At 50.3% G+C, this 26,670-nt stretch carries 27 protein-coding genes and 1 pseudogene; 14 read left to right on the top strand and 14 right to left on the bottom strand.

What is annotated here, in order from left to right; translation table 11 throughout:
• Positions 1–331: NAD(P)-binding protein (locus AC2JC8_RS05365; protein ID WP_484594308.1), on the bottom strand; the 331-nt coding region annotated here is incomplete at its 3' end.
• A 59-nt stretch (positions 332–390) separates the two neighbouring features.
• On the opposite strand from AC2JC8_RS05365, the gene psbQ reads away from it, so the two are divergent.
• Positions 391–849 carry a photosystem II protein PsbQ gene (gene psbQ / locus AC2JC8_RS05360; RefSeq protein ID WP_484400610.1) on the top strand — a complete coding sequence of 153 codons (459 nt, stop codon included), beginning with the start codon at positions 391–393 and terminating at the stop codon, positions 847–849.
• Entirely contained in the window at positions 735–1,970 is a 1,236-nt protein-coding gene (locus tag AC2JC8_RS05355; protein WP_484420175.1) for an NAD(P)/FAD-dependent oxidoreductase, read from the top strand. The genes psbQ and AC2JC8_RS05355 overlap by 115 nt, the downstream gene beginning before the upstream one ends.
• Before the next feature lie 26 nt (positions 1,971–1,996).
• On the opposite strand, the gene uvrB is transcribed toward AC2JC8_RS05355, so the two are convergent.
• The 3 genes from uvrB to AC2JC8_RS05340 form a co-directional block, all read right to left on the bottom strand.
• Positions 1,997–4,006, bottom strand: coding sequence for an excinuclease ABC subunit UvrB (uvrB, locus tag AC2JC8_RS05350; RefSeq protein WP_484400611.1), 2,010 nt, complete (start codon positions 4,004–4,006; stop codon positions 1,997–1,999).
• A 68-nt stretch (positions 4,007–4,074) separates the two neighbouring features.
• Positions 4,075–4,458: a phage holin family protein gene (locus AC2JC8_RS05345; RefSeq protein ID WP_484420172.1), complete on the bottom strand. Its 384-nt coding sequence runs from the start codon at positions 4,456–4,458 to the stop codon at positions 4,075–4,077.
• Positions 4,459–5,211 carry a DUF561 domain-containing protein gene (locus tag AC2JC8_RS05340; RefSeq protein WP_484400613.1) on the bottom strand — a complete coding sequence of 251 codons (753 nt, stop codon included), beginning with the start codon at positions 5,209–5,211 and terminating at the stop codon, positions 4,459–4,461.
• Between the two features lie 62 nt (positions 5,212–5,273).
• Between AC2JC8_RS05340 and tilS the strand changes: the two genes are divergently transcribed.
• Positions 5,274–6,245 (top strand): tRNA lysidine(34) synthetase TilS, encoded by a 972-nt coding sequence (tilS, locus tag AC2JC8_RS05335; RefSeq protein ID WP_484400615.1) that lies wholly within the window; start codon positions 5,274–5,276, stop codon positions 6,243–6,245.
• Here tilS and AC2JC8_RS05330 read toward each other — a convergent pair whose 3' ends face one another.
• The 3 genes from AC2JC8_RS05330 to AC2JC8_RS05320 all read right to left on the bottom strand — a co-directional run bounded on the left by AC2JC8_RS05330 (position 6,246) and on the right by AC2JC8_RS05320 (position 10,154).
• Positions 6,246–8,171 carry a ribonuclease J gene (locus AC2JC8_RS05330; RefSeq protein ID WP_484400616.1) on the bottom strand — a complete coding sequence of 642 codons (1,926 nt, stop codon included), beginning with the start codon at positions 8,169–8,171 and terminating at the stop codon, positions 6,246–6,248. It lies immediately after the preceding gene.
• A gap of 64 nt (positions 8,172–8,235) precedes the next feature.
• Entirely contained in the window at positions 8,236–9,126 is an 891-nt protein-coding gene (gene dapA / locus AC2JC8_RS05325; RefSeq protein WP_484400617.1) for a 4-hydroxy-tetrahydrodipicolinate synthase, read from the bottom strand.
• Entirely contained in the window at positions 9,123–10,154 is a 1,032-nt protein-coding gene (locus tag AC2JC8_RS05320) for an aspartate-semialdehyde dehydrogenase (protein ID WP_484400618.1), read from the bottom strand. Before AC2JC8_RS05320 ends, dapA begins: the two co-directional genes overlap by 4 nt.
• A gap of 140 nt (positions 10,155–10,294) precedes the next feature.
• Between AC2JC8_RS05320 and tig the strand changes: the two genes are divergently transcribed.
• From tig to AC2JC8_RS05295, 5 genes and pseudogenes are all read left to right on the top strand, one after another.
• A complete protein-coding gene (gene tig / locus AC2JC8_RS05315; RefSeq protein ID WP_484400620.1) occupies positions 10,295–11,692 on the top strand; it encodes a trigger factor in 1,398 nt (465 codons plus the stop codon).
• Positions 11,693–11,763: 71 nt separating this feature from the next.
• On the top strand, positions 11,764–12,336 hold the full coding sequence (clpP, locus tag AC2JC8_RS05310) for an ATP-dependent Clp endopeptidase proteolytic subunit ClpP (RefSeq protein WP_255132775.1): 573 nt from the start codon (positions 11,764–11,766) through the stop codon (positions 12,334–12,336).
• 63 nt (positions 12,337–12,399) lie between these two features.
• A complete protein-coding gene (gene clpX / locus AC2JC8_RS05305) occupies positions 12,400–13,752 on the top strand; it encodes an ATP-dependent protease ATP-binding subunit ClpX (protein WP_255132769.1) in 1,353 nt (450 codons plus the stop codon).
• 4 nt (positions 13,753–13,756) lie between these two features.
• Positions 13,757–14,200, top strand: a pseudogene (locus AC2JC8_RS05300) (lecithin retinol acyltransferase family protein); the annotation flags it as partial.
• 27 nt (positions 14,201–14,227) lie between these two features.
• On the top strand, positions 14,228–15,895 hold the full coding sequence (locus tag AC2JC8_RS05295; RefSeq protein ID WP_484594307.1) for a DNA polymerase III subunit gamma/tau: 1,668 nt from the start codon (positions 14,228–14,230) through the stop codon (positions 15,893–15,895).
• 5 nt (positions 15,896–15,900) lie between these two features.
• Here AC2JC8_RS05295 and AC2JC8_RS05290 read toward each other — a convergent pair whose 3' ends face one another.
• Together AC2JC8_RS05290 and AC2JC8_RS05285 are read right to left on the bottom strand one after the other, a co-directional pair.
• Complete coding sequence (locus AC2JC8_RS05290; protein WP_484594306.1) at positions 15,901–17,295, bottom strand: glycosyltransferase family 2 protein; 1,395 nt, start codon at positions 17,293–17,295, stop codon at positions 15,901–15,903.
• Between the two features lie 35 nt (positions 17,296–17,330).
• Positions 17,331–18,782 carry a SpoIID/LytB domain-containing protein gene (locus AC2JC8_RS05285; protein WP_484594305.1) on the bottom strand — a complete coding sequence of 484 codons (1,452 nt, stop codon included), beginning with the start codon at positions 18,780–18,782 and terminating at the stop codon, positions 17,331–17,333.
• Between the two features lie 103 nt (positions 18,783–18,885).
• Between AC2JC8_RS05285 and rpmI the strand changes: the two genes are divergently transcribed.
• The 3 genes from rpmI to AC2JC8_RS05270 all read left to right on the top strand — a co-directional run bounded on the left by rpmI (position 18,886) and on the right by AC2JC8_RS05270 (position 20,045).
• Positions 18,886–19,086 (top strand): 50S ribosomal protein L35, encoded by a 201-nt coding sequence (gene rpmI / locus AC2JC8_RS05280; RefSeq protein WP_484400626.1) that lies wholly within the window; start codon positions 18,886–18,888, stop codon positions 19,084–19,086.
• Between the two features lie 47 nt (positions 19,087–19,133).
• A complete protein-coding gene (rplT, locus tag AC2JC8_RS05275) occupies positions 19,134–19,481 on the top strand; it encodes a 50S ribosomal protein L20 (protein ID WP_484400627.1) in 348 nt (115 codons plus the stop codon).
• 120 nt (positions 19,482–19,601) lie between these two features.
• Positions 19,602–20,045 carry a hypothetical protein gene (locus AC2JC8_RS05270; RefSeq protein WP_484594304.1) on the top strand — a complete coding sequence of 148 codons (444 nt, stop codon included), beginning with the start codon at positions 19,602–19,604 and terminating at the stop codon, positions 20,043–20,045.
• A 4-nt stretch (positions 20,046–20,049) separates the two neighbouring features.
• On the opposite strand, the gene AC2JC8_RS05265 is transcribed toward AC2JC8_RS05270, so the two are convergent.
• Positions 20,050–20,598: a hypothetical protein gene (locus AC2JC8_RS05265; RefSeq protein WP_484420079.1), complete on the bottom strand. Its 549-nt coding sequence runs from the start codon at positions 20,596–20,598 to the stop codon at positions 20,050–20,052.
• 111 nt (positions 20,599–20,709) lie between these two features.
• On the opposite strand from AC2JC8_RS05265, the gene AC2JC8_RS05260 reads away from it, so the two are divergent.
• From AC2JC8_RS05260 to AC2JC8_RS05250, 3 genes are all read left to right on the top strand, one after another.
• Positions 20,710–21,528 (top strand): HisA/HisF-related TIM barrel protein, encoded by an 819-nt coding sequence (locus AC2JC8_RS05260; RefSeq protein ID WP_484400631.1) that lies wholly within the window; start codon positions 20,710–20,712, stop codon positions 21,526–21,528.
• A gap of 92 nt (positions 21,529–21,620) precedes the next feature.
• A complete protein-coding gene (locus AC2JC8_RS05255; RefSeq protein WP_255131105.1) occupies positions 21,621–22,814 on the top strand; it encodes an NAD-dependent epimerase/dehydratase family protein in 1,194 nt (397 codons plus the stop codon).
• A gap of 4 nt (positions 22,815–22,818) precedes the next feature.
• Positions 22,819–23,970: a glycosyltransferase family 4 protein gene (locus tag AC2JC8_RS05250; protein WP_255131073.1), complete on the top strand. Its 1,152-nt coding sequence runs from the start codon at positions 22,819–22,821 to the stop codon at positions 23,968–23,970.
• On the opposite strand, the gene mrdA is transcribed toward AC2JC8_RS05250, so the two are convergent.
• The 4 genes from mrdA to AC2JC8_RS05230 form a co-directional block, all read right to left on the bottom strand.
• On the bottom strand, positions 23,922–25,715 hold the full coding sequence (gene mrdA, locus AC2JC8_RS05245; protein WP_484400632.1) for a penicillin-binding protein 2: 1,794 nt from the start codon (positions 25,713–25,715) through the stop codon (positions 23,922–23,924). The two genes, AC2JC8_RS05250 and mrdA, sit on opposite strands and share 49 nt — an antisense overlap.
• Complete coding sequence (locus AC2JC8_RS05240; RefSeq protein WP_484400633.1) at positions 25,712–25,942, bottom strand: hypothetical protein; 231 nt, start codon at positions 25,940–25,942, stop codon at positions 25,712–25,714. The genes mrdA and AC2JC8_RS05240 overlap by 4 nt, the downstream gene beginning before the upstream one ends.
• A 7-nt stretch (positions 25,943–25,949) precedes the next feature.
• Positions 25,950–26,597 (bottom strand): hypothetical protein, encoded by a 648-nt coding sequence (locus AC2JC8_RS05235; protein WP_484400634.1) that lies wholly within the window; start codon positions 26,595–26,597, stop codon positions 25,950–25,952.
• 20 nt (positions 26,598–26,617) lie between these two features.
• On the bottom strand, positions 26,618–26,670 hold a 53-nt coding region (locus tag AC2JC8_RS05230), incomplete at its 5' end, for a GMP synthase (glutamine-hydrolyzing) (RefSeq protein ID WP_484594309.1).

Here is a 26,670-nt window from a genome sequence, read left to right as displayed (position 1 = left end):
CCCCCACCTGGCGGCCACGGGTCCAAAGAAAAGGCTGATCAGCGGGGGTGGTGTAGGGGTTTTGCTGTTCGTTTATATAAAGATCGGGGTTATTTTTCCAATAGCCAGGGTGCTGGCTTTGCAGCAAATGGTGGCCGGCACTGAGGTGGGCCAAGCGCCGCAGGCTATTTAAAGGTTCTGCCCCAAGGGCTTCGCCAACGGATTTATCAGCACCCGCCTCCAGCACCAGCACCTTTAAACCCTGTTGGGCCAGGGTGTTAGCTGCCACAGCACCGGTGGCACCACTACCCACCACAAGGGCGTCGTAGCAATGGTGGGGGTCAAATTTCATATCTACACTGAGATCCCAGGGATGTGGTCGGTAAACTGCTGCCAACCAGCGTTCTAATAATGGTGTCTGCCCTGCGTCGCCTTGCCCTATGGGCTCTTGCGTTTGTGCTCAGCATTGGCTTAAGCGCCTGTGATGGTGGAAATGCCAAAGCCGCGCCAACGATTAGCGCAGAGGATATGGCAACAATCGGGCGACAAGCTCAGGGCTTTTTAGCCGCTAAAGAGCGCCTGCCTGAGCTGGCCACTTTGGTGAATGAAAAAAACTGGGTATTTACCCGTAACTTGATTCATGGCCCAATGCAAGAAGTAAGCCGCGAGATGAGCTACATCAACCAACGTTTACTACCAGCTGATCGCGCCGAAGCAAACAAACGCGCTAATGCCTTAAAAGAATCATTAGCGGAATTAGACGAATCAGCACGCTTGCAAGATGGCAACACCCTAAGCAAAAATTACATTCGCGTTGCCAGTGGCTTTGGCGCCTACGCCGAAGTAATCCCAAGCGCAGCGCTCAACTGAATTTAATTAATAAGCAAAAAAAAGTTGCAGTTATTGGCAGCGGTTTTGTTGGCTGCTGCACAGCCTGGCTGTTGAGCAAACAAGGATTCAATGTAACAATTATATCTCCAAAAAAAGACATAACTGGGGGAAGTATTGCAGCCCTGGGTTTATTAATGGCTAATGTATTTCAACGCAGTGGCGGCAGAAATTGGCGGCTTAGGCAACAATCGTTAGCCCTATTCGGGCAATGGCAACAGGAATTAGAGGCCGCTGGCTTTGAGGTACCAATCCAACGGGGGCTCTGGATGCTTGCAGATAGCAGCAACCAATTCAAAAAACAACAAGCGCTAGCAGAAAAACGTAAAAAAGAAAATATAAAGCTGGAAACTTTTGATCCTATTCAATTAAATAATTTTGTAAATAGCGGTCGTCTACCAGAGCTACCGCAAGGTGTATGCGGGGCATTGTGGAGCGAATTTGATGGTCAGGTTGATCCCCAGCAGTGGATGCAGGCACTATTACGTAGTGGCCAAAATTACGGACTAGAAATTATTGATGGGCTTGTGAATCAACTGAAACAAGATTGCGGCAACTGGCAGGTGAGCTGGCTCTGCATTAACAATGATCAAAATAATCAAAAATATATTGAAAATAGAAAGTTTGACGTGATTTTGCTTTGTTCAGGGCTTGCCAGCACTGAGTTGTTAAAGCCATTAGCAGAAGATATTTCTACTGCGATCACCTTGCAGCCTGTAATTGGCCAAGCGCTTGAGTTAAAGCTCCCTACAGATATCAATTGGCAGGGCAATATTAATTGGGGTGGCATCAATTTGGTACCCCGCCCTGGGGGTCGCCTTTGGCTTGGTGCCACCCTGGAACCGACTCAAACTACAAGCCAAATGGGCTCAACAGAGGCACTGCAGGCGATGCAACACCTAAATGGAGCAGCACCAGAATGGTTAAAGCGAGCTCAAATATTACGCAAATGGCAGGGGGTAAGGGCACAACCACTAGAACGCACAGCTCCAATTCTTGAGCTGCTGCTGCCAGGCTTAATGATTTTGGCCGGCCATTATCGCAATGGCATCCTCTTGGGACCAGCCAGTGCAGCGTGGGCAGCAGCAAACATTTTAAATTGAATTAACCACAAATCAACAGAACATACTCAAGTGCTACCTACTAATTTTTGGCGTAATTTTTTGATTTGATCACGCAAACTAGCTGCCGCTTCAAAGTCTAGGTTTGCAGCTGCTATTTTCATTTTATCCTCCAGCTGTTTAATTAATTCAGGCATTGCTTCTAGTGAAACTCCATAGTGATTGGAAACTTCAGGCGCTTCGGCGGGCTGCTCATCATTTAATTTGCGTGATAACTCAAGGAAAGCAAGAATTGGGTTATTACCTATTGAGCTTTTGCCTGCAGGTCTTGGAGTAATACCGTGCTTTAAATTATATTCATGTTGAACAGCACGACGATTTTCAGTTACGGTTATCGCCTTTGCCATTGAATCGGTGAGATTATCTGCGTATAAAATAGCCCTGCCATCAATATGACGAGCTGCCCTTCCTATCGTTTGAATTAAAGACCTTTCAGCGCGCAAAAAGCCCTCCTTATCTGCATCTAATATCGCCACTAACGACACCTCCGGTAAATCCAAGCCCTCCCGCAATAAATTCACCCCAACCAACACGTCATATTCACCATTGCGCAAATCTTGAATAATTTCAATGCGTTCAATCGAGTGAATTTCAGAATGCAAATATCTAACTTTTACCTGATTTTCAGCTAAATAATCAGTAAGATCTTCTGCCATACGTTTTGTGAGCGTTGTTATCAACACCCTTTCTTTGCGATCAGCCCGCACCCGGATCTCACCCAACAAATCATCAACCTGCCCACCGGTAGGCCGCACTTCCACAATTGGATCTAGCACTCCTGTGGGGCGGATTACCTGTTCTGCTATTTGGCCATTTGATATTTCTAGTTCCCAATTTCCTGGAGTTGCGCTTACAAAAATTGTTTGTTGCGCTTTTTGCCAGAATTCTTCTGCTTTTAAAGGGCGGTTATCAGCAGCGCTTGGCAAGCGAAAACCATGATCAATTAATACCTGCTTTCTAGCTCGATCACCGTTATACATGGCATGTAATTGTGAGCAGGTAACGTGGCTTTCATCTACAACTAACAGCCAATCTTTAGGGAAATAATCAATCAAGCATTCAGGTGGCGTACCCGCTTGCCTTCCAGCTAAATGCCTAGCATAATTTTCAACTCCATTGCAATAACCCACCTGTTGCAACATTTCAAGATCGTAGGTGGTGCGCTGCTCTAAACGCTGCGCTTCCAAAAGTTTCCCCTGGCCTTGTAATTCATCCAAGCGAAAGCGCAGTTCAGCTCGTATCTCAGCAATTGCGCCATCTAAGCGATCTTTCGGTGTAACGAAGTGTTTGGCAGGATAGATATTAATTTGTTCTAAACTTTTTAAAATTTCACCGGTGGTGGGGTCTACATAACGAATGGCTTCCACCTCATCACCAAATAATTCAATTCTTACTAATCGATCTTCGTAGGCCGGGCCAATTTCCAACACATCTCCTTTAACTCGAAAGCGACCGCGCGCAATCTCTGTATCATTACGCGTATATTGATTATTAACAAGTTCACGCAAAGAAGAGCGTAAATCTATTGTTTCCCCCACTTTAAATGGCACTGCTGCCTTTAAGTATTCCGAGGGAATACCAAGGCCATAAATACAACTTATCGATGCAACAACAATCACGTCATTGCGCTCAAATAAAGAGCGCGTCGCCGAGTGACGCAACATATCTATCTCTTCATTGATAGATGCTGTCTTAGCGATATATGTATCTGAAACCGGCACATATGCCTCAGGCTGGTAATAATCATAATAAGATATAAAATATTCAACAGCATTCTGCGGAAAAAATTCCCGCAACTCATTACATAGCTGAGCTGCCAGGGTTTTGTTATGGGCTAAAACTAAAGCCGAGCGTCCGGTGCGCTGGATCACATTAGCGATTGAGAACGTTTTGCCTGTGCCAGTAGCACCCAGCAGGGTTTGATATCGTTCGCCGGCATCAACACCCTGCACCAGGGTTTCGATGGCGCTGGGCTGATCCCCATTGGGGCTATATGGAGCTTGAAGGCGGAAATCCACCGGGGCTCAATCTATTGGCATTAAATACTAAAGAGAAAATCACTGCTTTGTAAGCCGATCAAACTTTATTAGCTCATCAAGCCGAGAAGGCGCAAAGATACCGTGCTAAAAGTGCTGTATGCCAAAGCGCCAAGCAGCACACTAAAGATCCCATTTTTTAAGCGAAACCCATCCACCATGCTGGCAGCTATACCAAATAATATTGCTGTTATGACCCAATTAAATAATAAACTAATCGGCTGAATTAAGCCACCTAAACTACTCACAGCCCAAGGCAATAAAAATAGAGCTTTTAATGGCAATGTTAATAAGGTGCCTAATAAACCAATGGCGCCAGCTGATAGCAACGCAGCGCCAAAGCCCTCAAATTCCACCCCAAGGGGCAAACTAGCAACTACAAGTAGCACTATTGCCCGAACTGGCCATTGCAGTAGCCAGGCAAAGCCAGTCATTTATTTAGCGATGATTGTTCTCGCAACAGTAGCCACGAGAGCCTCCCTCAAGCCACGCACTACCGCCACCATTGCAATTTCATCGTTAAGCCTGTTCACAGCAGAACCAACTCCCACCCCTGCAGCACCTGCCGCTTGAGCAAGAGGCAAGGTAACGGCTGATAAACCAGAGGCGCAAAGCACAGGAACTCGCACCGCACGGCTAATTACATGGGCTGCCGCAAGGGTTGGAGCTGCCTTTTCAATTAAACCCTGCACGCCAGGGCTGTAAGGCCGAGCGCTGCTGCCGCCTTCAGTTTGGATTAAATCGGCTCCTGCTGTTACCAAATCAATCGCCAACTGCTCCTGTTGATCAAGGGGCAAGGTGTGGGGCACTGTTACCGAGAGGGGAATATCAGCAGCTAGAACCTTGGTGCGGAGAGTGAGCTCGAGCACCTCAACTGCTCCAAACACCCGACCAAGGGGGTAAAAACTGTCGTAATTTCCAATTTCCAACATCGTGGCCCCTGCTACCACCGCTGCAGGAAACAGTTCGGGATCAACTGCTGATACGCAGATTGGTAAACCAGATTGAGCCGCGGCCAATCTCACCAGGGCTGGGTCGCAAGCCACATCGATTAAATCAGCGCCCCCCGCTGCCGCAGCGCGAGCCACCATTGCAACAGCCGTGGCATCAAAATTGGCTAGTCCAGCTATCACTTTGAGTAAGCGCTGCTCGCTTAGGGCCGTATTTAGGGAATGGGGCAGCAACATAACAGTGCTAATTCAGATCTTTAATTCTCCCACGTAAGCCCAATTACAGGGAAGCTATTGCTATGGCAATTTCCTGGAGCACTTACCACCTGCGGCTGCACCAGCGCTTGTTGCGCGAACCTCTGCTGCTGCCCCCTGGGGCCCAACTGTTGTTGGCGGTATCTGGCGGCCAAGACTCCATGGCGTTAACAGCATTAATGCTGGATTTACAACGCTTGCACCACTGGCAACTGCAGCTGTGGCATGGCAATCACTGTTGGCGCCAAGAATCAGAACAACAGGCTGAGGCCCTAGCTGCATGGGCAAAAAGCAAAAACCTAAAAATTCAGATCGATAGCTGGGCGAATCCGCTACATACAGAAGCTGCTGCAAGGGAATGGCGTTATGGCTGCCTCGAGCAGCGGGCCAAAACTCAAGACTGCAGAATTGTGCTCACGGCCCACACCGCAAACGATCGCAGTGAAACGCTGCTTTTGCATCTGGCCCGCGGCAGCCACCGTCGCGGCCTGGGCAGCTTGATGGCGCAACGGCAGCTCTGCCAAGGAATTCAACTTGTGCGGCCTTTACTAAATTTTTCTAGGGCAGATACCGCCAGGATTTGTGAAACATTGTCAATCCCAATCTGGCTGGATCCCAGCAACACTGATCAACGTTTTAGCCGTAATCGAATCCGTAATGAGGTGTTACCAGTGCTGGAGCAATTGCATCCAGGTGCCACACAAAGAATGGCTGCAACTGCAGAAGGATTTAGCGCTGAACAAGAAAGCTATGGAGAATTACTTGATCTCGCTCTTAAAGCTTTGCAGGCAGATGATTCAAAAATACAACGCAAAAAGTTGATGGCATTATCAATTCCCTGCCGCGGCCAGTTGTTGCAACATTGGCTGCTGCAACAGGGTTTAGCTGCAATGGGGGCAACACAAATAAAACAATTGTGGCCCCAATTGGAAACCAACCGGGGCCCAAATCAAATGGTTTTAGCCAAAGGCAAAACGCTCGAATGGGATCGTTTACACATCTGGCTTAACAGCTAATCAGCCAACAGCGGCGCTGGGGCGGCGGCGGCGCAGACGATTGTCGTCTGCTGGTTGCAGCTCAGCTTCTGCTGGGGCGGCGCTTGCGGGTTGAGCTTGGGCCTGGGCCTGGGGTTGAGATTGAGGACGATCTCTTTCAGCCCGTGCTGCCCGAGATACCGGTGCACGATCTTCCACCGGATTCTTCGAAACATAAGCAGGGGTACCGGCTGGGGCGGGCTGCACCAAGCAAATGATCAAAGGTTCCACCTGCAATTCGCGCCGCATACGCCGTTGCAAACCCACCTCAATCTCCCGCTGCACACCAACCCAATCCACCTCGGGAGCATTGCCGCCAGTGTTGCGGGCTAACTGATTCCAACGGTTTTCCAAAACCCAACCCACTTCCCGTTCAGCCCACATCGACATCTTGCGCGGTTCAGCTGTTGTAACCACACCCCGCAGATTTACCCGTGGTGGAGCCACCATCAAACCTTCAGTGCTGATGGCAGCAAGCATTGTGATTACACCATCACCAGCTAATTGCTGGCGTTCTTTTAATACGCGGGCATCAACAATGCCATTGCGTGAATTATCCAGCAATTCGATACCAGCTTTTACAGGATCACCCCTACGGATGGAATCGGGGGTGAGTTCCACCACATCACCGTTATCAATAATCAAAATATTATTTTCTGGTACGCCCATAGATTGAGCGGTGCGGGAATGGCACATCAACATGCGATGTTCACCGTGCACAGGTACAAAAAACCTAGGCCTTGTAAGAGCAATCATCAACTTTTGATCCTCTTGGCTGCCATGGCCAGAAACGTGAATGCCCTCACCTTTGCCATACACCACCTTGGCGCCAAGCATCATCAAGCGATCAATAGTATTCACAACCGAAATTGTGTTACCTGGGATTGGGCTGGCTGAGAAAATGATTTTATCTGTGGATTTAACCTGCACTTGAGGATGCTCGCAACGGGAGATTCGGCTCAAAGCGGCAAGCGATTCACCTTGGCTACCAGTCATCAATAAAAGTGTTTCGCGATCGGGAATATCACGAATCTGCTTGATAGGAACAAACAGTTCATCTGGGCAGCGGATGTAACCCAATTCCCGTGCTTTTGCAATCACGTTAAGCATCGAGCGACCAAGCAAACTAACCTTGCGGCCGTGCTTAAGGGCCAGCTCAAGAATCATCGATACACGATGCACTGAACTTGCAAAAGTAGTTATTAATACCCTGCCTTCCGCTGTGGAAATATGGCGATCTAGATTAGGAAATACCGCCCGTTCTGATGGAGTGAATCCAGGCAACTCAGCGTTTGTGGAATCACTAAACATGCAGAGCACGCCCTGCTCTCCGTATTGAGCCATCCGCTGAATATCAAAATATTCGCCATCTACAGGGGTGTGATCAAACTTAAAATCACCGGTAAATACAACAACTCCCACAGGTGTTGTTATCGCCAATGAAAAACTATCGGCGATTGAGTGAGTATTACGGATAAACTCAACTTTAAAGTGCTGCCCCACCTTCACCACATCGCGTGGTGCAACGGTTTGCAAGGTGGTGCGATCTGCCACACCGGCTTCGGCCATTTTGCCTTCCAGAAGAGAAAGTGCCAGCCGGGGCCCATAAATGATCGGAATATTAAAATGCTTAAGGTGGTGAGAAATGCCACCAATATGATCTTCATGGCCGTGGGTAACAATCATCCCACGGATTCTTTTTTGATTTTCCCTTAAGTAACTAGTGTCTGGCATAACAACATTTACGCCGTGCATACCATCGCTTGGGAAGGCGAGGCCAGCATCAACTAACATCAAATCATCGCCGTATTCAAATACACAAGTATTTTTACCAATCTCATGTAAACCTCCTAACGGGATCACCCGTAGCGCTGGTGTTTTGGTTGCGGGTGTTGCTGAAATAGCCATAGAAACCTTTTAAAAAATAATTGGAAAGTGGAAAGATAATGAGCGGCTGCCCATCGCCTTGAGGTCAGGTAGGACGCAAAGCGGCAAGCAAAACGGCGAGGGATTCACGAATAACACTAGGGGCTGGCACCAAAGGCAAGCGGGCCGAACCAACGGGCCACCCCTCAAGCTCTAATGCAGCTTTAACTGGAATGGGGTTGCTACTACAAAACAAACCTTGCATAAGAGGTAACAAACGTTCGTGAATCGAAAGGGCCTTCTGTATTTCACCAGCCAAAAAAGCTTGAATCATCTGTTGCAATTCCTCCCCCACCAAATGACTTGCAACACTCACAACTCCAACCGCCCCCAATGCCAACATTGGCAGGGTTAAAGAATCATCGCCGCTATAAATTGCTAAGCGATCTCCGCAGGTAGCTCTCAAACTACTCACTTCATCCACTGAGCCGCTGGCTGCTTTAAACGCCACCACATTGGAATATTGCATTAATCGGGCTGTGGTTTCTGGGGCAAGGCTGCAACCGGTTCTAGCGGGAATGTTGTAAAGCATCAGAGGCAGATTTGGCGCTGCTGCTGCCACTGCAGCGAAATGAGCTTCCAAACCAGCTTGGGGTGGCTTGTTGTAATAAGGCACCACTACAAGGGCACCATCGGCCCCCAAAGCAGCTGCCTCCCGGGTGGCTTCGATTGCTTCAGCGGTGGAGTTACTGCCGGTGCCAGCTAATACCTTGGCCTTACCAGCAACTGCTAAGAGCACAGCTTGCAACAAAGCATGTTGCTCATCCCAACAAAGCGTTGGTGATTCACCAGTAGTGCCGCATACAACTAAGGCATCAGAGCCGTGATCTACAAGGTGTCGAGCCAAACGACCAGCAAGGCCAAGATCCAGTGCACCATCACTATCAAATGGTGTAACCATCGCTGTAACTAAATGCCCAAAAACTGCACTACTCATGGCGCCACCTGCTGCTGCAAAAGTTCAGCAATTTGGATTGCATTCAATGCGGCTCCTTTACGAATTTGATCACCGCAAAGCCAGAATTCAAGTGCATTTGGATTACTTAAATCTTGGCGAATTCGGCCCACCGCCACCGCATCACGGCCGGTTACATCGCTGGGCATCGGGAAGCGATTAGTGGCGAAATCTTCAATTAATTCCAAGCCGGCTGCTGCCGATAGCAAGGCCCTGGCCTCCTCTACAGGGAATGGTTCTTCGAATTCAAGATTCACCGCTTCCGAATGGGCTCTTAGCACCGGAACACGCACGCAAGTGGCAGTTAAACGCAGTTGATCGAGCCCCATGATCTTGCGAGTTTCATAGAGCATCTTCAATTCTTCTTCGCAGTACCCATTTGCTTGCAGCGGTGAATTGTGCAAAAACAAATTAAATGCCAACGAATAAGGCAACACTTCACTTTGCGGTTCACCACCATCGAGAACAGTGCGGCTCAACTGCTGTAACTCCTCCATCGCCCTAGCGCCAGCGCCACTGGCAGATTGATAAGTGCTTACCACCACTCGCTTCAAGGGGCGCTGCGCCGCAAGCGGAGCTAACGCCAAACTCAACAAAATTGTGGTGCAATTCGGGTTGGCAATTATGCCTTTGTGCTGCAGGGCAGCCGCTGGATTCACCTCTGGAACCACCAGTGGCACTTCAGGATCAAGGCGAAAAGCGCTGGAATTATCAATAACAATTGCCCCTTGCTGCACCGCTATGGGTGCCCACTGGCGCGACACCGAACCACCAGCTGATGCCAAAACAAGATCTACCCCCTGCAGGGCTGCTTCATCAACAGCTTGCACCTTAAGTTTTTCCCCTTGCCAGGGCACCGCAACACCAGCCGAGCGGGGGGAGGCCAAAAGCCGTAATTCCTTGATCGGAAAAGCTCGTTCAGCCAAAAGAGCAAGTAGTTCTTGGCCCACTGCGCCTGTGGCCCCAAGAATGGCAACGGTTTGCGGCTTAGCCGCGTTTGCGGGGGTCAACGGTGGTAAGTGAAATCAAGCAAAGCTGAACAACCACGGAAGGGCATCGCCTTCTCGTTTGTTATCCCAATAATACGCTTTGAGGATCCCCGTGCCGGTTTGTTTCTAGGATCACGAGCTTGGATTGAATCGGCCTACCCATGAGCAGCACCCTTACGGTTTCCACTTCCCCTTTGCCTGGCAGTCGATTAGCCATCGAAGTTGGGGTGCCCGGCGGCCGCTGCCAAGCCTCCTACGAGGCGGCAATTAAGAAATTGGGCCTCACTGTGAAGCTGGCTGGGTTCCGTCAAGGAAAGGTGCCGCGGCCAGTTTTGTTGCAACAACTGGGGGCTACGCGGGTGAAGGCCACAGCCCTTGAAGAGTTAGTGGAAAGCGTGTTGAAAGATGCCCTCGCCCAAGAGCAGTTAAAAGCCCTCGGGCAACCGGAATTGAGCGGTGGTTTCGACAGCCTGCTAGCGCAATTTGAACCCGGTAAGGAGTTGCTGTTGAAACTGGAAATGGATGTACCACCAACGCCAACTCTAAAAACCACCAAAGGATTAAAAGCAGAAGCAGAAGAAGTGCAATTCGATCCAGCTCGGGTAGATGAGCTGCTCGAGCAATCCCGCAGGCAACTGGCCACCCTGGTGCCGATTAGCGATAGAGCTGCCGCCATCGGTGATGTGGCTGTAGTGAGCTTCAGCGGTGTTTTTAGCGATACCGATGAACCAATAAGCGGTGGCAGCGCTGAAAGCCTTGAGGTGGAGCTGGAGGTGGGGCGAATGATTCCCGGCTTTGTTGAAGGGATCGTGGGATTAACCCTTGGCGCTGAAACCGAGGTGAATTGCCAATTTCCTAGCGATTACCCAGATGAAACATGCCGCGGCCGTGGCGCTAGCTTCAAAATCAGCCTTAACGATCTCAAAGCCAAAGAACTACCCAGCCTTGATGATGCCTTCGCTCAACAAGCAAGCGATAAAGAAACCCTGGCAGAACTGCGCACAGAACTGGAAACACGCCTAAAAGTTGACGCCGAAAAACGCCAAAAAATCAACCGCGAACAAGCTTTGCTGAAAGCTTTGGTGGCGGAATTAGAGGTGGAAATCCCTGAAAGTTTGATTAAAGAAGAAGTGAACACAATGTTGCAGGAAACCGCTGCTGAGATGTCTCGCCAGGGGATGGATATCAACAAACTGTTCACCCCTGAGCTGGTGCGCAATCTGGCCAGCAAATCACGGGAGGAGGCCACTGAACGGCTGCGGGGCAGCCTTGCCTTGCAAGCCCTTGCCAAAGCGGAAGCTATCGCTGTGGAAGATTCAATTTTGGAGGCGAAATTAAAAGAGGTGATCCGCGGTTTAAGCGATACCAATCGGATTGATCACGCACGGCTGCGGGCTGCTGTTGCGGAAGATCTGCTTAAGGAGGCGGTTTTTAGCTGGCTTGAAGAAAATGCCACCATCAAAATTTCCAAAAACATCCCCGAAAAGGTTTCTAGCGCTGATGAATCCAGCAAAAAGCCCGCTGCTAAGGCAAAGGGCAAAGCCAAACCAATAGATTGAGCTGAATACAGCGGCAGCCCGTGCTCAACGCCCTACATTTTCATCCAGTTCATAGCCACTGGCAAAACACCATGGTGCCCACCGTGGTGGAGCAATCGGGGCGTGGTGAACGGGCATTTGATATCTACTCGCGCCTGCTGCGAGACAGAATTATTTTCCTTGGCACTCCCATTAACGATGCGGTGGCCGATGCAATCGTGGCGCAACTGCTTTTCTTAGAAGCAGAAGATCCAGAAAAAGATATTCAAATCTACGTAAATTCGCCTGGAGGCTCGGTAACGGCTGGCTTAGCGATCTACGACACGATGCAACAGGTGAGCCCGGATGTGGTAACGATTTGTTATGGCCTGGCCGCCAGCATGGGTGCCTTTTTGCTTTGCGGAGGGCGTAAAGGTAAGCGTTTGGCTTTGCCTAATGCCCGAATCATGATCCACCAACCCCTTGGAGGAGCCCAAGGCCAAGCGGTTGATATTGAAATTCAAGCTAAAGAAATCCTGTTCCTTAAAGACACACTCAATGGTTTGATGGCAGCCCATACGGGCCAACCGATCGAAAAAGTTGCCGAAGATACAGACAGAGACTTCTTTCTTTCCCCCCACGAAGCAGTGGAATATGGGCTAATCGATAAAGTTGTAATCGACTAACGCGTTGACGCGACCCCCTTTGGGGTTGATCCTGTGTTTTCAGCAGCTAACCAGTAAGGGGCGATGGCAAAGTTTGATGCTCACCTGAAGTGCTCGTTTTGCGGAAAGTCGCAAGAGCAGGTACGCAAGTTGATCGCGGGCCCCGGCGTTTATATCTGTGATGAATGCATCGATCTTTGCAACGAGATCCTTGATGAAGAACTTGTAGACGTGCAAGGGGGCGGCAGCCGCCATGGAGTGCAAGAGAGCAGCCGCAAAACTGCCCCAACCAAAAAGGTTTCAAAGCCAATTCCCACCCTCGCAAGCATTCCAAAACCGCGAGAGATCAAAAATTTTCTAGATCGCCAGGTGGTGGGACAAGAAGAAGCAAAAAAAGTATTGTCTGTTGCTGTTTATAACCACTACAAACGCCTGGCTTGGCAGGGGGATGGCAAAGGGGAAAGCGAAGCAAGTGCCACCCGTTTGCATAAATCAAACATTTTGTTGATTGGCCCTACAGGCTGCGGCAAAACATTATTGGCGCAAACCCTAGCTGAATTACTAGAGGTGCCATTTGCTGTAGCAGATGCCACCACGCTCACAGAAGCAGGCTATGTGGGTGAAGATGTGGAAAACATCTTGCTGCGTTTACTGCAAAAAGCAGATTTAGATGTGGAACAGGCCCAGAGAGGGATTATTTACATTGATGAGATCGATAAAATCGCCCGTAAAAGTGAAAACCCATCGATCACTAGAGATGTATCTGGGGAAGGGGTGCAGCAGGCGCTGTTGAAAATGCTTGAGGGCACTGTGGCAAATGTGCCACCTCAAGGCGGGCGTAAACATCCATATCAAGATTGCATTCAAATAGACACCAGCCAGATTCTGTTTATCTGCGGTGGCGCTTTTGTTGGCCTTGAAGACGTAATCCAAAGGCGGCTAGGCCGTAATGCAATCGGCTTTGTACAAACCGACAACCGCGGCCGCAATCGCAATAAGGAATTAGATGCCGCCAAGGTATTACGTCATCTAGAGCCTAATGATTTGGTGAAATACGGACTAATTCCTGAATTTATCGGCCGTATGCCTGTGAGCGCTGTTCTTGAACCGCTAGATGAAGATGCCCTAGAAGCGATCCTCACTGAACCCCGCGATGCCCTAGTGAAACAGTTTCAAACCCTGCTTTCTATGGATAGTGTGCGTTTGGAATTTGAACCCGGAGCGATTAGGGCAATCGCGATCGAAGCGAATCGCCGTAAAACAGGAGCCCGCGCCTTGCGGGGGATCGTAGAAGAATTAATGCTTGATTTGATGTACGACCTTCCTGGCCGAACCGATGTACCTAAATTTGTAATTACTCAAGCCTTAGTAGAAGAACGTCATAGTGCCAAAGTGATCGCCCACCCCAGCAGCATTGATCAACAGGAACGCGCTTAAAGCTATGGCCGCGGCCGATCATCTAGAAGTTCCGCGGCGCCATGGTTTATTTATGCACCACGGCATTGATCTTGGCGACGGCACTGTGGTGCATTATCTAGAAGGAAAACAAATATTGCGCAGCCCATTGGCGGAATTCAGCCTTGGTGAACCCGTAAAGGTTGTGGCTCATAGTGATGCAAACCCTGTGGGGGTAACCCTGCGTCGAGCAATGCGACGGCTCGGGGAAGAACGCTACAACCTAATGCTAAATAACTGCGAACATTTTGCCGTGTGGTGTAAAACTGGGCAGCACCGTAGCAGCCAAGTAGATCGGGCCCTGGGGTTTGGCCAGATGTTATTAGAGCAAGGATTAAATATTAAACAAGAATTAAGTGAACAAACATTTGCAACGCAATTAGAAGCGGTTGAAAAACTTAGAAGCCACCTCCAGGAATTGCTGAAGGGAAAACCCAAGCCTGAGTAGCCTTTACCCATGGCCTATGAACCGCTGCACCATAAGTACAGGCCCCAGCGGTTTAGCCAGCTCGTGGGCCAAGAAGCTATCGCCACCACCCTTAGCAACGCCCTAAGAACTGGACGCATTGCACCGGCATACCTTTTTACAGGGCCAAGAGGCACAGGTAAAACCTCCAGTGCCAGAATTTTGGCGCGATCGCTGAATTGCATTGCCAGCGCTGAACCCACGCCAGAACCATGCGGCAGCTGCGAATTATGCCGCTCGATCGCATCTGGTAGCGCTTTGGATGTTATTGAAATAGATGCTGCATCTAATACCGGCGTAGACAACATTCGCGACTTGATTGAACGTTCACGATTTGCGCCGGTGCAGGCGCGTTGGAAGGTTTATGTGGTGGATGAATGCCACATGCTTTCCACCGCTGCATTTAACGCACTTTTAAAAACCTTAGAAGAACCACCACCGCGGGTGGTTTTTGTGCTGGCAACCACAGATCCACAACGGGTGCTACCAACAATTTTGAGCCGTTGCCAACGGTTTGATTTTCGCCGTATTCCGCTTGAAGCGATGGAACAGCACCTCAGCTGGATCGCAAAGCAAGAAGCGATTGCAATAAATCCAGCCGCTATTCATTTGGTAGCTCAGATGGCCCAAGGGGGGCTAAGGGATGCTGAAAGCTTGCTAGATCAGCTGAGCCTGCTGCCACCACCGGTAGAGCCAGATGCTGTATGGGAACTACTGGGAGCAGTACCAGAACAGGAATTACTAGGGCTTGCGGCTGCATTAGCTGCTGCAGATCCGGTAGCACTATTAAAAAACATACGCGGATTATTAGATAGGGGCCGAGAAGCCACCGCAGTGCTGCAAGGAATTGCAGGGCTGCTGCGGGATTTAGTGCTGGCGATTGCAGCGCCGGATCAGCCTGAATTGAGTGGCTTCTCCCCAGCGAATCGAGCCGAATTGCCCGCGCTTGCAAACCGGCTCGGACGCCAAAAATTGCTGAGCTGGCAGCAAGGCTTAAGGGGCAGCGAAACGCAACTACGCCAGAGCGCCCAGCCACGCTTATGGCTGGAGGTATTGCTGCTGGGCCTGCTATCGGAACCAGCAATTGCATCAGCGCCAGTTACTAAAGCAATACACACCCCGGTAGAAACTGGTGTAAAAATTGAAGCTCCCCAAAAAGCACCTGTTATTAATAATGAAATAGTTAATAATGAGATAACTAATAACAAATCACAGGATTTAGCTGTGATTTGGCAACAGATATTAGCCAGCCTTGAATTACCCTCTACTCGCATGTTGTTATCTCAACAAGGGGAATTAGTGCGTCTAGATCGCTCCAAAGCAGTGGTGCGGGTGGCGCCCAACTGGGTAGCAATGGTGCAAAGCCGTTTACCTCTATTGGAACAAGCAACCACAAAAGCATTAGGGGAAACAAGGCAAGTAATTATTGAAACCGGCAGCGCTCAAGTTTTAGATGCACATATCAGTAAAGAAATAACTAAACCTGCTATCTCAATACCAACTCCCAAACCGATAAGTACTCCTGCCGCTCCCGTTTCAATTCAGAAAACTGAAGCAATTAGCCAAACTACTCAAAGTAATGGTATTGAAGTAGAGGCAAAACGTTTAGCTGAATTCTTTAATGGCGAAGTTGTATTAGCTTCAGACGACTTAGAATAAAGATTTTATGGCAATCCGGGAACAGCTAAACCCACATGTGTAGTTTTTGACCATATCAAACGTTTTGGTTTTAAAGCCATTCGCAAACTAACCCAAGGTATTACCAAAAACCAATGCATTAAATATGTATTTGCCATTAACAAAGTTAAACCTGTGCTACTCGGCAATGCCGGCCCATCACTAGGGCGCTTACCAGCTTGCCGTAAAGCAAAAGCGCTGAGGCTTAATGTTGAGATTGATAGAGGCCAAAGCAAAGGCAATTGACGCCAAACTACTGCTGCAAATAAATCACCGTAAATTGCAACTGGCAACATATATTGCAGAACAAAAAATACAAACAAGTCGAATTTTTGGGCAATGCTCAACTTGGCCGATATCAAAGCGGGCCAGTAATCGAGATAACGCTGCAGCCCCCCCTCTGCCCAGCGCTGCCGTTGACGCAACAATGCACCCCAACGGGTAACAGGCTCTTCTTGCACGGGTGGATTCCAAACCACACCGATCGCTTCGCCTGCGAGTAGCAAACGAAAACTCAAATCAAGATCGTCGGTAACAGTGTCTTCATTGAATCCACCGCAAGCCAGCAGCACTTCACGGCGCAACAACTCACCATTACCGCGAAGTTCACCAATTCCACCAGATGCAATCCGCCCTTCCTGGATCACCGCATCAAAGGCCATTTCCAATGCTTGAGAACGGGTAAGCCAACTGGAATCTGCTTGCTCCACCGCTTTGCGCAGCTGCAAGGCTCCCCATTGGCGCAGCTTCAAATGCGGCGCTAGCCGTAAGAGCAGGTTGGGATCAAAACTGGCGTCAGCGTCTAACACCATCAGCCACTCCCCTTGCAGCTGGGGTAACAGAGCATTTAAGGCCGCACTTTTACCGCCACCAGCATCACGGGGCCTACGCCTTACCTCTAAAAATGGAAATTGTTCCGCAAGTTTTTCAAGAATTTGAGGCGTACGATCCAGGCTGCCATCATCCATTACCCAAAGGCTTAGTAATTCTTTGGGGTAATCAAGATCTGCCACAGCCTGCACTAATCGAGTAATAACAGCTTCTTCATCCCTAGCTGCCACCAATACATCCACCCTTGGCAATTGATCATTGGCTACGGCTTTGGCTAAGGCATTGACTACGGAATTGGCTACTGCATTGCTGCTTAGAGCTTCACTAACTAAACCGTTAAAAGGTTCCTCGATTTGATGGCGGGGGCTGAGCATGCTGCGCAGGCTGTAGCCACCAAATAGCAGTGCCGCCCCCAATGCAGGAAATAAACCCCTGATGGGCCCCAGCAAATGGGGCATGGCACCCGCCCCTAAACAGGCAACTAAAAAAATAAATGCTTTGCGCCTGCGCCCTTCTGGCCAATAGGGATAAGCGGAATCGCCTTCAACCATGGCGTCCCCCAAGTGCTCAAACTTTAAGGGAATATCTACTTCGAGAGGGTTTTTAATTTTTCCAGTTTTGTTCCAGGGAAGTAATACCTCAAAATTTGGCTGCTGCTCCAGCCCTGTTGAGCTAATTCGATGGCACCCGCTTGGGAAAGCCCCACACCATGGCCAAATCCAGCGCCATCAAATCGCCAAACCCCAGGCTGCTCTTTCACCACTACAAACAATGTGCTGGGCAATTGGCGCAAACGCCTGCGAATTTGATCCCTGCGCAAATTCAACGAAGCCGCACTGCCTTGCAGCTGCAATTTCAACACCCTTCCACTGGGGCCCCGCTGTTCAACTACAAAATTTTGGACGTTGCCCAAGCCTTCTGCCGCAGCTATCGCAGCCAAATCCTGGCTGGTGATCCGCCGCTGCCAGCGGTGGCGAGGATGGGCTTGGCCATGGAGATTGCCGCCATCTTCCAGCAATTTATTGAGCCCAACCCCTTCCACAATTGGCAAGGGGAAACGTTTTTTCTCGGTAGCTGGGCCATCTAACTGTGGGCGCAGATAAGGCAAGGGGCCCCCGCCCCAACCCTCATCAAAACCAGCAGAAACACCGCCATTGGAGGCGCTATAAACACCATGAACCGGCTTGCCTTGCCAGGTGAGCAGTAAACCCTTGCTTGCGGCTAGAGCGGCCCTCAAGGAATTACGGGTTTGGCTGGGATCGCCGTAAACCTGGCACTGGCTATCGGAGCACAGGTGATAACCATCCACTTGAAAGCGTTGTTGATTAGCAAGGGCCCAGGTGCGAGCAAGCACTGCTTGCGCTGCTTGCGCTGCAGCAGGAGCCGAAGCGCCAATTTCATGGGGCACCACCCCCTGTAAATAAATTTCTAAAGGCACCTGCTCCACCAAAGTCCATGTGCCATATGCATCTGCCTGCAATCGGAACGGACCGCCATAAGTTCCCCCTTTCCAAGACAAGCCATTGCTTGCTTTTATTGTTATTGGCCCATCAAGATTTATTACCTTGCCGGCTTGCTTTAGCTGAGCTCGCCAGCGCTGCTGATGGGTAAAACGCTCCAACCGTGCCGACCCCTCCGGCAAAGGGTTCCCCAGTGGCGCCCACACCTCCCAATCCAGGGGTCTAGCCAGCACTGGTTTAGCCCCTCTAAGTCGCCAAAGGCGGGCCTCCTCAGCCGCTGATTCGTAGCTGGGGAAGGGTCCCAACACGCGGCGCTCGAGCAGCAAAGGCTGGGGCAAGGGCTCGCGGCGCCACTGGATTTCAAAGCTCTGGCCCCTGCGCTCCAGCCCGCGGCCATCCCTCAACATGAGCAATCCAGCTGTTGCCTTCAGCACTAGGGAATTAGGGGCTGCTGCTGGTAAACGATCCGCAAGGGCCACCCACACCAGCGGATTGTTGCCTGCAATCGCTGGGGGCCCCTTAGTGGGCCAATGCATAGGCAGATCCGCCGCCTGTAGGCCTGTGCGGCAGCCAGACATCAAGGCTAAGGGAAACAACAATCCGATCGAAAGTTGGCGCACGCAGCTTGGCTAAAAGGAGGTTGAGAGGTTAGCTTGGTTGTTTGCGCGCCATACATTAGAAATGCCGAAGCTAAAAACCCGCCGGGCCGCCGCCAAGCGTTTCCGTAAAACGGGCAGCGGCAAATTCATGCGTCGTCATGCCTTTCACAACCACCTGTTAGACCATAAAAGCCCTAAACGCAAACGCTTTTTGGGCACCATGGCAGTGGTGGATGAAACCGATCACGATCGTGTAAGCCGCATGCTTCCTTACGCCAGCTAACTGCCGGCTGCTTCAGTTTTCTACTCATTTGCACTAATTTTTGAACCATGGCCCGCGTTAAGAGGGGCAACGTTGCCCGTAAACGTCGTAACAAGATCCTTCGCCTAGCTCGCGGTTTCCGCGGCGGTAATGGCAAGTTGTTCCGCACCGCTAACCAGCGGGTGATGAAGGCACTTTGCAATGCATATCGCGACCGTCGCCGCCGTAAGCGCGATTTCCGTCGTCTTTGGATTGCTCGCATCAACGCTGCTGCTCGGATGAACGGCTTGAGCTACAGCCGCTTGATGGGTGGCCTTAAAAAGGCGGATGTGCGCATCAACCGCAAGATGCTTTCCCAAATTGCAATCCTCGATCCATCCAGTTTTGAATCGGTGGTGGGTGCCGTTAAAGCCTGAACTTTTTAAGCCCCAATCGCTGGTAGCCGCATGGAAATAACCCTGCCCCAGGCATATCTGCTGGGGCTGATAGCACTGCTTGGCGTTGTTGCAGTTGTAGTAGGCAGGCAAGTATTTAGAGTGCGTCGCGATGAAGCAAGGCTGGCAAAGCTCGAACTTCAATGCAATGGCATGAAAGTAGAGGCGGCAAGCCTTTACGAATTAGGATCCGTACAGCTAGATAAACGTTTATTTGCTCAAGCTGTTACCACATTAAAAAAAGCTGTTAAACAACTTGATAACGAACCGGCCGAAGCACAAGCATTAGTGCAAAATGCGCTTGGTTTTTCTTTGGCTGCACAACAAAATCACAATGATGCTATTAGGCATTATCGGCTTGCCTTAAGAGCGAAAGCTGATTATCCCGTAGCTCTTAATAACATGGCCTTTTCGCTTGAAAAATTGCAAAAAACAGACGATGCTATTAATGCATATGTGCAAGTATTAAATTTAGAATCAACTAACAATACAGCTCTTAAACGTTTAAAGTTATTAAAACCAGAAGCTTTATCAGGTATTACTTAAATTACTACCAAAGGCCTCGCACTGCAGCAGCTGAGGTATTAGTTGAAACTGGTAGCAATTCAAGAATCGCCCCAGCACTTGTTAATCTAGATCCCTCCCAGCTGCTTAATTTGAACATTTCTAAACCTTGAAATTCTCCGCCAGCTTCCAGGCCCACCGGCAGCTTATCCCCAAGGAGCAACATAGCCATTTGATCGCTTTTTGTATTGATATTCGCCTGAATCGGTACTGCTTGCCCCGCCAATGTGAGCATCCCAGATATATCTAAATTCTGACCAATCGCCACCATGCGATTAATATTTAGCTCAGCCGTAACTGAACGAGGAGCATTTTTTGTGCTCATCGCACCTCGCCATAACCTTGGCATCGTGCCCGCTAAATATTGGGCGCGCGCTTCTGGATCAAAACTTTCCACTTGAATGCGCTCTGAATTAAGGGGATCCAGCGGCTCAACCATTAAGGGGCCAAGTGCGCCCTGGGATGGGGGGGTGAAGGGTACAAAAGCCGGCGGTGTTACCGCCACAAGAGGCAAGCTAAGTAATACAGAAATCACAGGGCAGCTCTGCAAATAGTGCTCTGTAGCAACCGTAGGAGTTTGGCAACTAAAAATGGGCCCTAGCCCGCCAGCTCTTGATCCGTTCTGCCCGCAGCCCATGATTAAGCCATGAACAACTTAATAAACCAAGCCGATCCCAAACCCCTAGTGATTGCTGGCCGCCATTTCAAGAGTCGCTTAATCACTGGCACTGGCAAATACCCAAACATCGAAGCCTTGCAACAAAGCATCGCGATGAGTGGTTGCGAAATCGTTACTGTTGCCGTGAGGCGGGTACAAAGCAATGCCCAAGGCCATGGCGGCCTCATGGAAGCCATTGATTGGTCGAAAATTTGGATGTTGCCCAACACCGCTGGTTGTGCCACCGCCGCAGAAGCAATCCGGGTTGCTCATCTAGGCCGTGAACTAGCAGCACTAGCAGGCCAAACAGATAACAATTTTGTGAAACTTGAAGTAATCCCCCCTGGCCCCCATCTACTGCCGGATCCAATCGGCACTTTGGAAGCGGCTGAAACCCTTGTAAATGAGGGTTTTGCGGTTTTGCCTTATATCCACGCTGATCCTGTGCTGGCGCAACGGCTTGAACAGGTGGGTTGCGTAACAGTGATGCCCCTTGCCTCCCCGATCGGCAGCGGCCAGGGCCTCACAAACCTCGAAAACATCCGTTTGATCATCGAAGCAGCCCAGGTGCCGGTGGTGGTAGATGCCGGCATCCGCATGCCCAGCGAAGCCGCCCAGGCGATGGAGCTAGGGGCTGATGCCCTTTTGATCAATAGCGCCATTGCCCTCAGCGTTAACCCCGCTCGCATGGCTCAAGCCATGGCTTTAGCCACCAAAGCAGGCCGAGATGCATTGCTAGCTGGTGCGATGCCAAGGCGCAGCCAAGCCAGCGCCAGCTCCCCAAAAACAGGCTTGGTGGGCAGTTGATCAGCCTAAATATTGCGGTGTTGCAGATCCCCCCCGGATCCCTGTAGTAGCTTGCGTTGATGGAGCCGGGCTCCAATCGACAGGAGACATTCGTGAAGGTCTTGGTGCTCGGTGGTGACGGCTTCTGCGGCTGGCCCTGTGCTGTGAACCTTGCAGATGGTGGCCACGATGTGGTGGTGGTTGATAATCTCAGCCGCCGCAAGATCGACATCGACTTGGAGGTGGAATCTCTCACCCCCATCACCACCATCGGCGAAAGGTTGCGGGTATGGGAGGAAGTGGGCGGTAAGCCGATGCGGTTTATCAACCTTGATATCGCCCAGGATTACGACCGGTTGGTGGAATTACTGCGGCAGGAACAGCCAGAAGCAGTGGTGCATTTCGCAGAACAAAGGGCTGCTCCCTATTCGATGAAAAGCAGTGCCACCAAGCGTTACACAGTTGATAACAACGTAAACGGCACCCACAACCTGCTCTGCGCAATTGTTGAAAGTGGCCTTGATGTTCACATCGTGCACCTGGGCACCATGGGGGTATATGGCTATGGCTCCCACCGTGGTGCCACCATCCCGGAGGGTTATCTCACCGTTGAGGTGCCCCAGCCCGATGGCAGCCGTTTCGTAGAGAAAATCCTGCATCCATCAGATCCAGGCAGCGTTTATCACATGACCAAAACATTGGATCAGCTGCTTTTTCATTACTACAACAAAAACGACGGCATTCGGATCACAGACCTGCATCAAGGCATCGTGTGGGGCACAAATACTGAGCAAACCAGCCGCGACCCAAGGCTCACCAATCGCTTTGATTACGACGGCGACTACGGCACCGTGCTGAATCGCTTCTTAATGCAAGCCGCCATTGGATACCCCCTCACCGTGCATGGCACCGGCGGCCAAACCCGTGCCTTTATTCACATCCGTGATTCAGTGCGCTGCGTGCAACTGGCCCTAGAGCATCCCCCCAGCGCTGCTGAAAAGGTAAAAATCTTCAACCAAATGACCGAAAGCCATCAAGTGGGTGCCCTTGCAGAAAAGGTGGCTGCCCTCACAGGAGCCAGCATCAACTATCTGCCCAATCCCCGCAAAGAAGCAATTGAGAACGATTTGATCGTTGATAACCGCTGTTTTATTGAACTTGGCCTTGAACCCACCACCCTTGATAACGGGTTAATGAATGAAGTGGTGGATGTGGCAAAGCGCTTTGCGCAACGTTGTGATCGCAGCCGAATTCCTTGTGTTTCCGCCTGGACCCAAACCCAGGCCAAGGCCCTAACGCAGGGCTAAGGCTTTGAAAATTGCCTTTTTTACAGAAACCTTTCTACCAAAAGTGGATGGGATTGTTACCCGCCTCTCCCGCACGGTTGAACAACTGGTAATTGCGGGCGATGAAGTGCTGGTTTTTTGCCCTGAAGGAGCCCCTAGCAGTTTCGCTGGTGCCCGCATCGTGGGGGTGCCCGCAATGCCGCTGCCGTTATACCCAGAACTAAAACTTGCCCTGCCGCGTCCAGCGGTATCCGATGCGCTGGATCAATTCCAACCCGATTTGGTGCACGTAGTAAACCCAGCCGTATTGGGATTAGGGGGCATCTGGCTCGCAAAAACCAGAGAATTACCACTGGTGGCTAGTTACCACACCCATCTACCCAAATATCTTGAGCACTACGGCATGGGCATGCTGGAGCCTCTGCTTTGGGAATTACTAAAAGCTGCCCATAACCAAGCTCAACTCAATCTCTGCACCTCCACTGCCATGGTGGAAGAGCTGCGCAGCCACGGCATCCAACACACTGCTCTCTGGCAAAGGGGCGTGGATACAAACTTGTTCTGCCCTGAGCGGGCCCGGCCTGAAATTCGCAAGCGCTTATTAGGCCCCCACAGCGATAGTGATGCTTTGTTGCTATATGTGGGCCGCTTATCAGCAGAAAAACAAATCGAACGGATTCGGCCTGTGCTCGATGCTGTTCCCAATGCAAGGTTGGCGTTAGTGGGTGATGGCCCTCACCGCCAACAATTAGAAAAAGTATTTGCTGGCACCGCCACCACTTTTGTTGGTTATCTAGGCGGTGAAGAACTAGCAGGGGCCTATGCCAGCGCAGATGCTTTCTTATTTCCCTCCAGCACAGAAACCCTAGGCCTGGTTTTACTAGAAGCAATGGCCGCCGGTAGCCCAGTGGTAGCAGCACGCCGGGGTGGGATTCCCGACATCGTTACCGACGGCGTAAATGGTTGCCTTTATGAGCCAGATGGCGCAGATGATGGTGCTGCGAGTTTGATCGCTGCCGCTAAGCGTGTGTTGGGTAATAACGCGGAACGTCAGTTGCTACGGCAAAAGGCCAGGGCGGAAGCTGAACGTTGGGACTGGGCTGGGGCCACTAAGCAATTGCGCAATTACTACTGCCGCGTAGTGGGCCTACCGGCGGAATTAGTGAAAGCCGCTTGAGGCATTTTTTTAAAAAATACCTCCATTAGTTTTTTTACCATCGGCGCCGAAACCGTACCGCCGTAGCCACCACTATTTTCTGCAAATGCAACAATCACAAGTTGCGGTTTTTCAGCTGGCGCATAACCACCAAACCAGGCATGGTCTGGCCGGGGTGGATCCTCACCAGTACCGGTTTTACCTGCAACTGCAGGCAGATTTGGATCATTGAGCACCTTTGCAGTGCCCTCTGTAACCGCTCTGCGCAAACCCTGCCTCAACATCTTGAGCGTGTCTGCTTTGAGACCCATTGGCTTTGGTTTTGGGACATGCTTACCCTCTACCAAATGGGGAGTTACCAAATTGCCGCCATTTGCTACCGCGGCATATAGACGCGCCATTTGCAGTGGCGTTACCTGCAAGGCGCCCTGGCCGATAGCTGAAGTGATTGTGTCGACAGCGGTCCAGGGTTCATTCAGTACCTGCCGCTTCCAGGCCGCATCCCCCAACAGCCCAGGAGACTCTTCCGTTTTCAATTCAATGCCACTAAAACTACCGTAACCAAAACGTCTTGCCGCTTTAAATAACTCGGCCTCCCCCACCTTTAAACCCACTTGATAATAAAAACTATTACTACTTACCGCCAAGGCGAAAGGAAAGCCAATCGCACCGAAGCTGCCATGGTCTCCGTAACACATGCCGGCATAACAATATGAATTAAAAGTTGGCAATGTTGATTTTGCATTCATTAGGCCAGATTCAATGCCAGCAGCAGTGGTAACAATTTTAAAAGTGCTGGCAGGCGGAAAACCCTGCAGGGCGCGATTTAAGAGCGGCGCCTCGGGACGATTTAGCGCTTTCCATTCCGCAGTATTTATATTTCTTGAAAATATATTCGGATCATAATTCGGGCGGCTAGCCATCGCCCGCACCGCACCAGTGCGAGGATCCAAAGCAACAATTGCACCTTTAGCAACGGTTCCTAAGGCCTCATCTGCTGCTCTTTGCAGGTCTAAATCTAAAGTAAGAGTTAAATCTTTTCCTGCTTTTGCCTTTTTATCGCCCAATACTCGTTGCACCTCACCTGTTGCATTTACCTCCAATTGTTGGCCGCCCCATTCGCCGCGTAGCTGAGATTCATATACCGCTTCAATACCAATACGACCGATGCGATCTTGAATTCGATAACCCTTATCTTTTAAATATTTATATTCAGTATCGGTGATTGGGCTGGTGTAGCCCAAAACATGGGCGCCAAGAACACCATTTAGATAGGAGCGGCGATAATCCTGATCTACCTGTAATCCCTGTAAATTAACTTCTTGTTCTTTTAGTCGCAATACCTGTTCAGGTTTTAAATCTGCCACCAATTCGATGCGATAACCATCAGGATTAATACCATTCAAACGCTGTTGGTTTAAGTGATTTAACGGTAAGCGTAATAAGCCAGATAAACGCTGTTGCAATTGCTGCCAGCGGCTATCATCCACCTGCTTTGGAAGTAAATAAAGGTTATAGGTGAGGCGATTACCTGCCATCAACCTGCCGCGGCGATCAAGCAAACGCCCACGCATTGGTGAACGAGGCACAAGCCGCACCCGATTCTCATCCGCCAAGATTCGATTTTCTGTGCCATGGGCCAGCTGCAGCCAAGCCAACCGTGCCCCCATTGCAGCGAGAAATCCTGCTATTAACAGCAGCAGCAGTACTGGCTGCTGCCCCATGCCGGTGGCCCGCGCCGTGCGGCGAGCGCTGGCAAAGGTCATCGCGCCAATAGTTTTTGCAATTGAGCCAATCGCGTTGAAATTGCAACCAAACGTGCAGCTAAATCATCCGCATCCGTAGAGGGTTGTTCAACGGTTACTTGAACCGCAACAAGATCATCTGCATCTGCTGAAGAGTTTTGAAATTTCCCTAATGCTTCCTGCGCTAAGCGTTGAGCTGCTTGCATCCCCAAATTGAAAAGCGGATTAGAGAAAGGGGATTGAGACATAGGTGAACTATCTAAGTTGTTGCACTCCTGGTTGCAAGATTAACGGACGGCAAAACTGTTGGGTGCCCATAAACCATCCGGTTAGGCCGCCAAGAAGTAGCAAACCACTGATAGGCAGTAGGGCCTTGCGGGTAACTGGATCCAAACTCCACTCCTGCCATTCCCGCAGCCAGCGATCACGGCTAAAACGACGCTTTTCCGCAAGTTGCGCCTGGCTGCGTCGCTTAAGCGATTTCGCCACCCAACGTTCAAAAGCTCTTTTTTTAGTTACCGCCATTTTGCGTTCCAGTTCCAGCAACTGGCCAGCGGTGAGCTCAGGGTTAAAGGTGCTGATCAATTCCAAACTTTTAAGGAACATTTCCACCGCAGCCGCTTTAACTGCCCTGTCTTCCTCACTAAGCCCTTCCCAAACCACTTCTGGGTAGAAACGCAGTCTATTTTTTTCAATCTGCTCCTCATCCATCTGGCCCGGTTCCCTTAGCCAGCGATCTGTATTGGCATCAAAACGACGCCAATACAAAAAGGGATTTAGGTAAACGGTTTTACCTGCAAGCTCAATGCTGTCTTGCTGCAAACGGCGCTGCAACTGGGAATCCTGCTGCAGCGAAACGGTGGCGCCCACAGGTTTAGGTAAGGAACCCAATTTTATCGGCATTGGCAAGGGAGCACCAGTCCCTATTCCCACTCGATAGTGCCGGGGGGCTTACTGGTGATGTCGTATACAACAC

It is taken from the genome of Synechococcus sp. (genome assembly GCF_982614295.1).
This window is presented reverse-complemented; position numbering and strand designations above follow the sequence as displayed.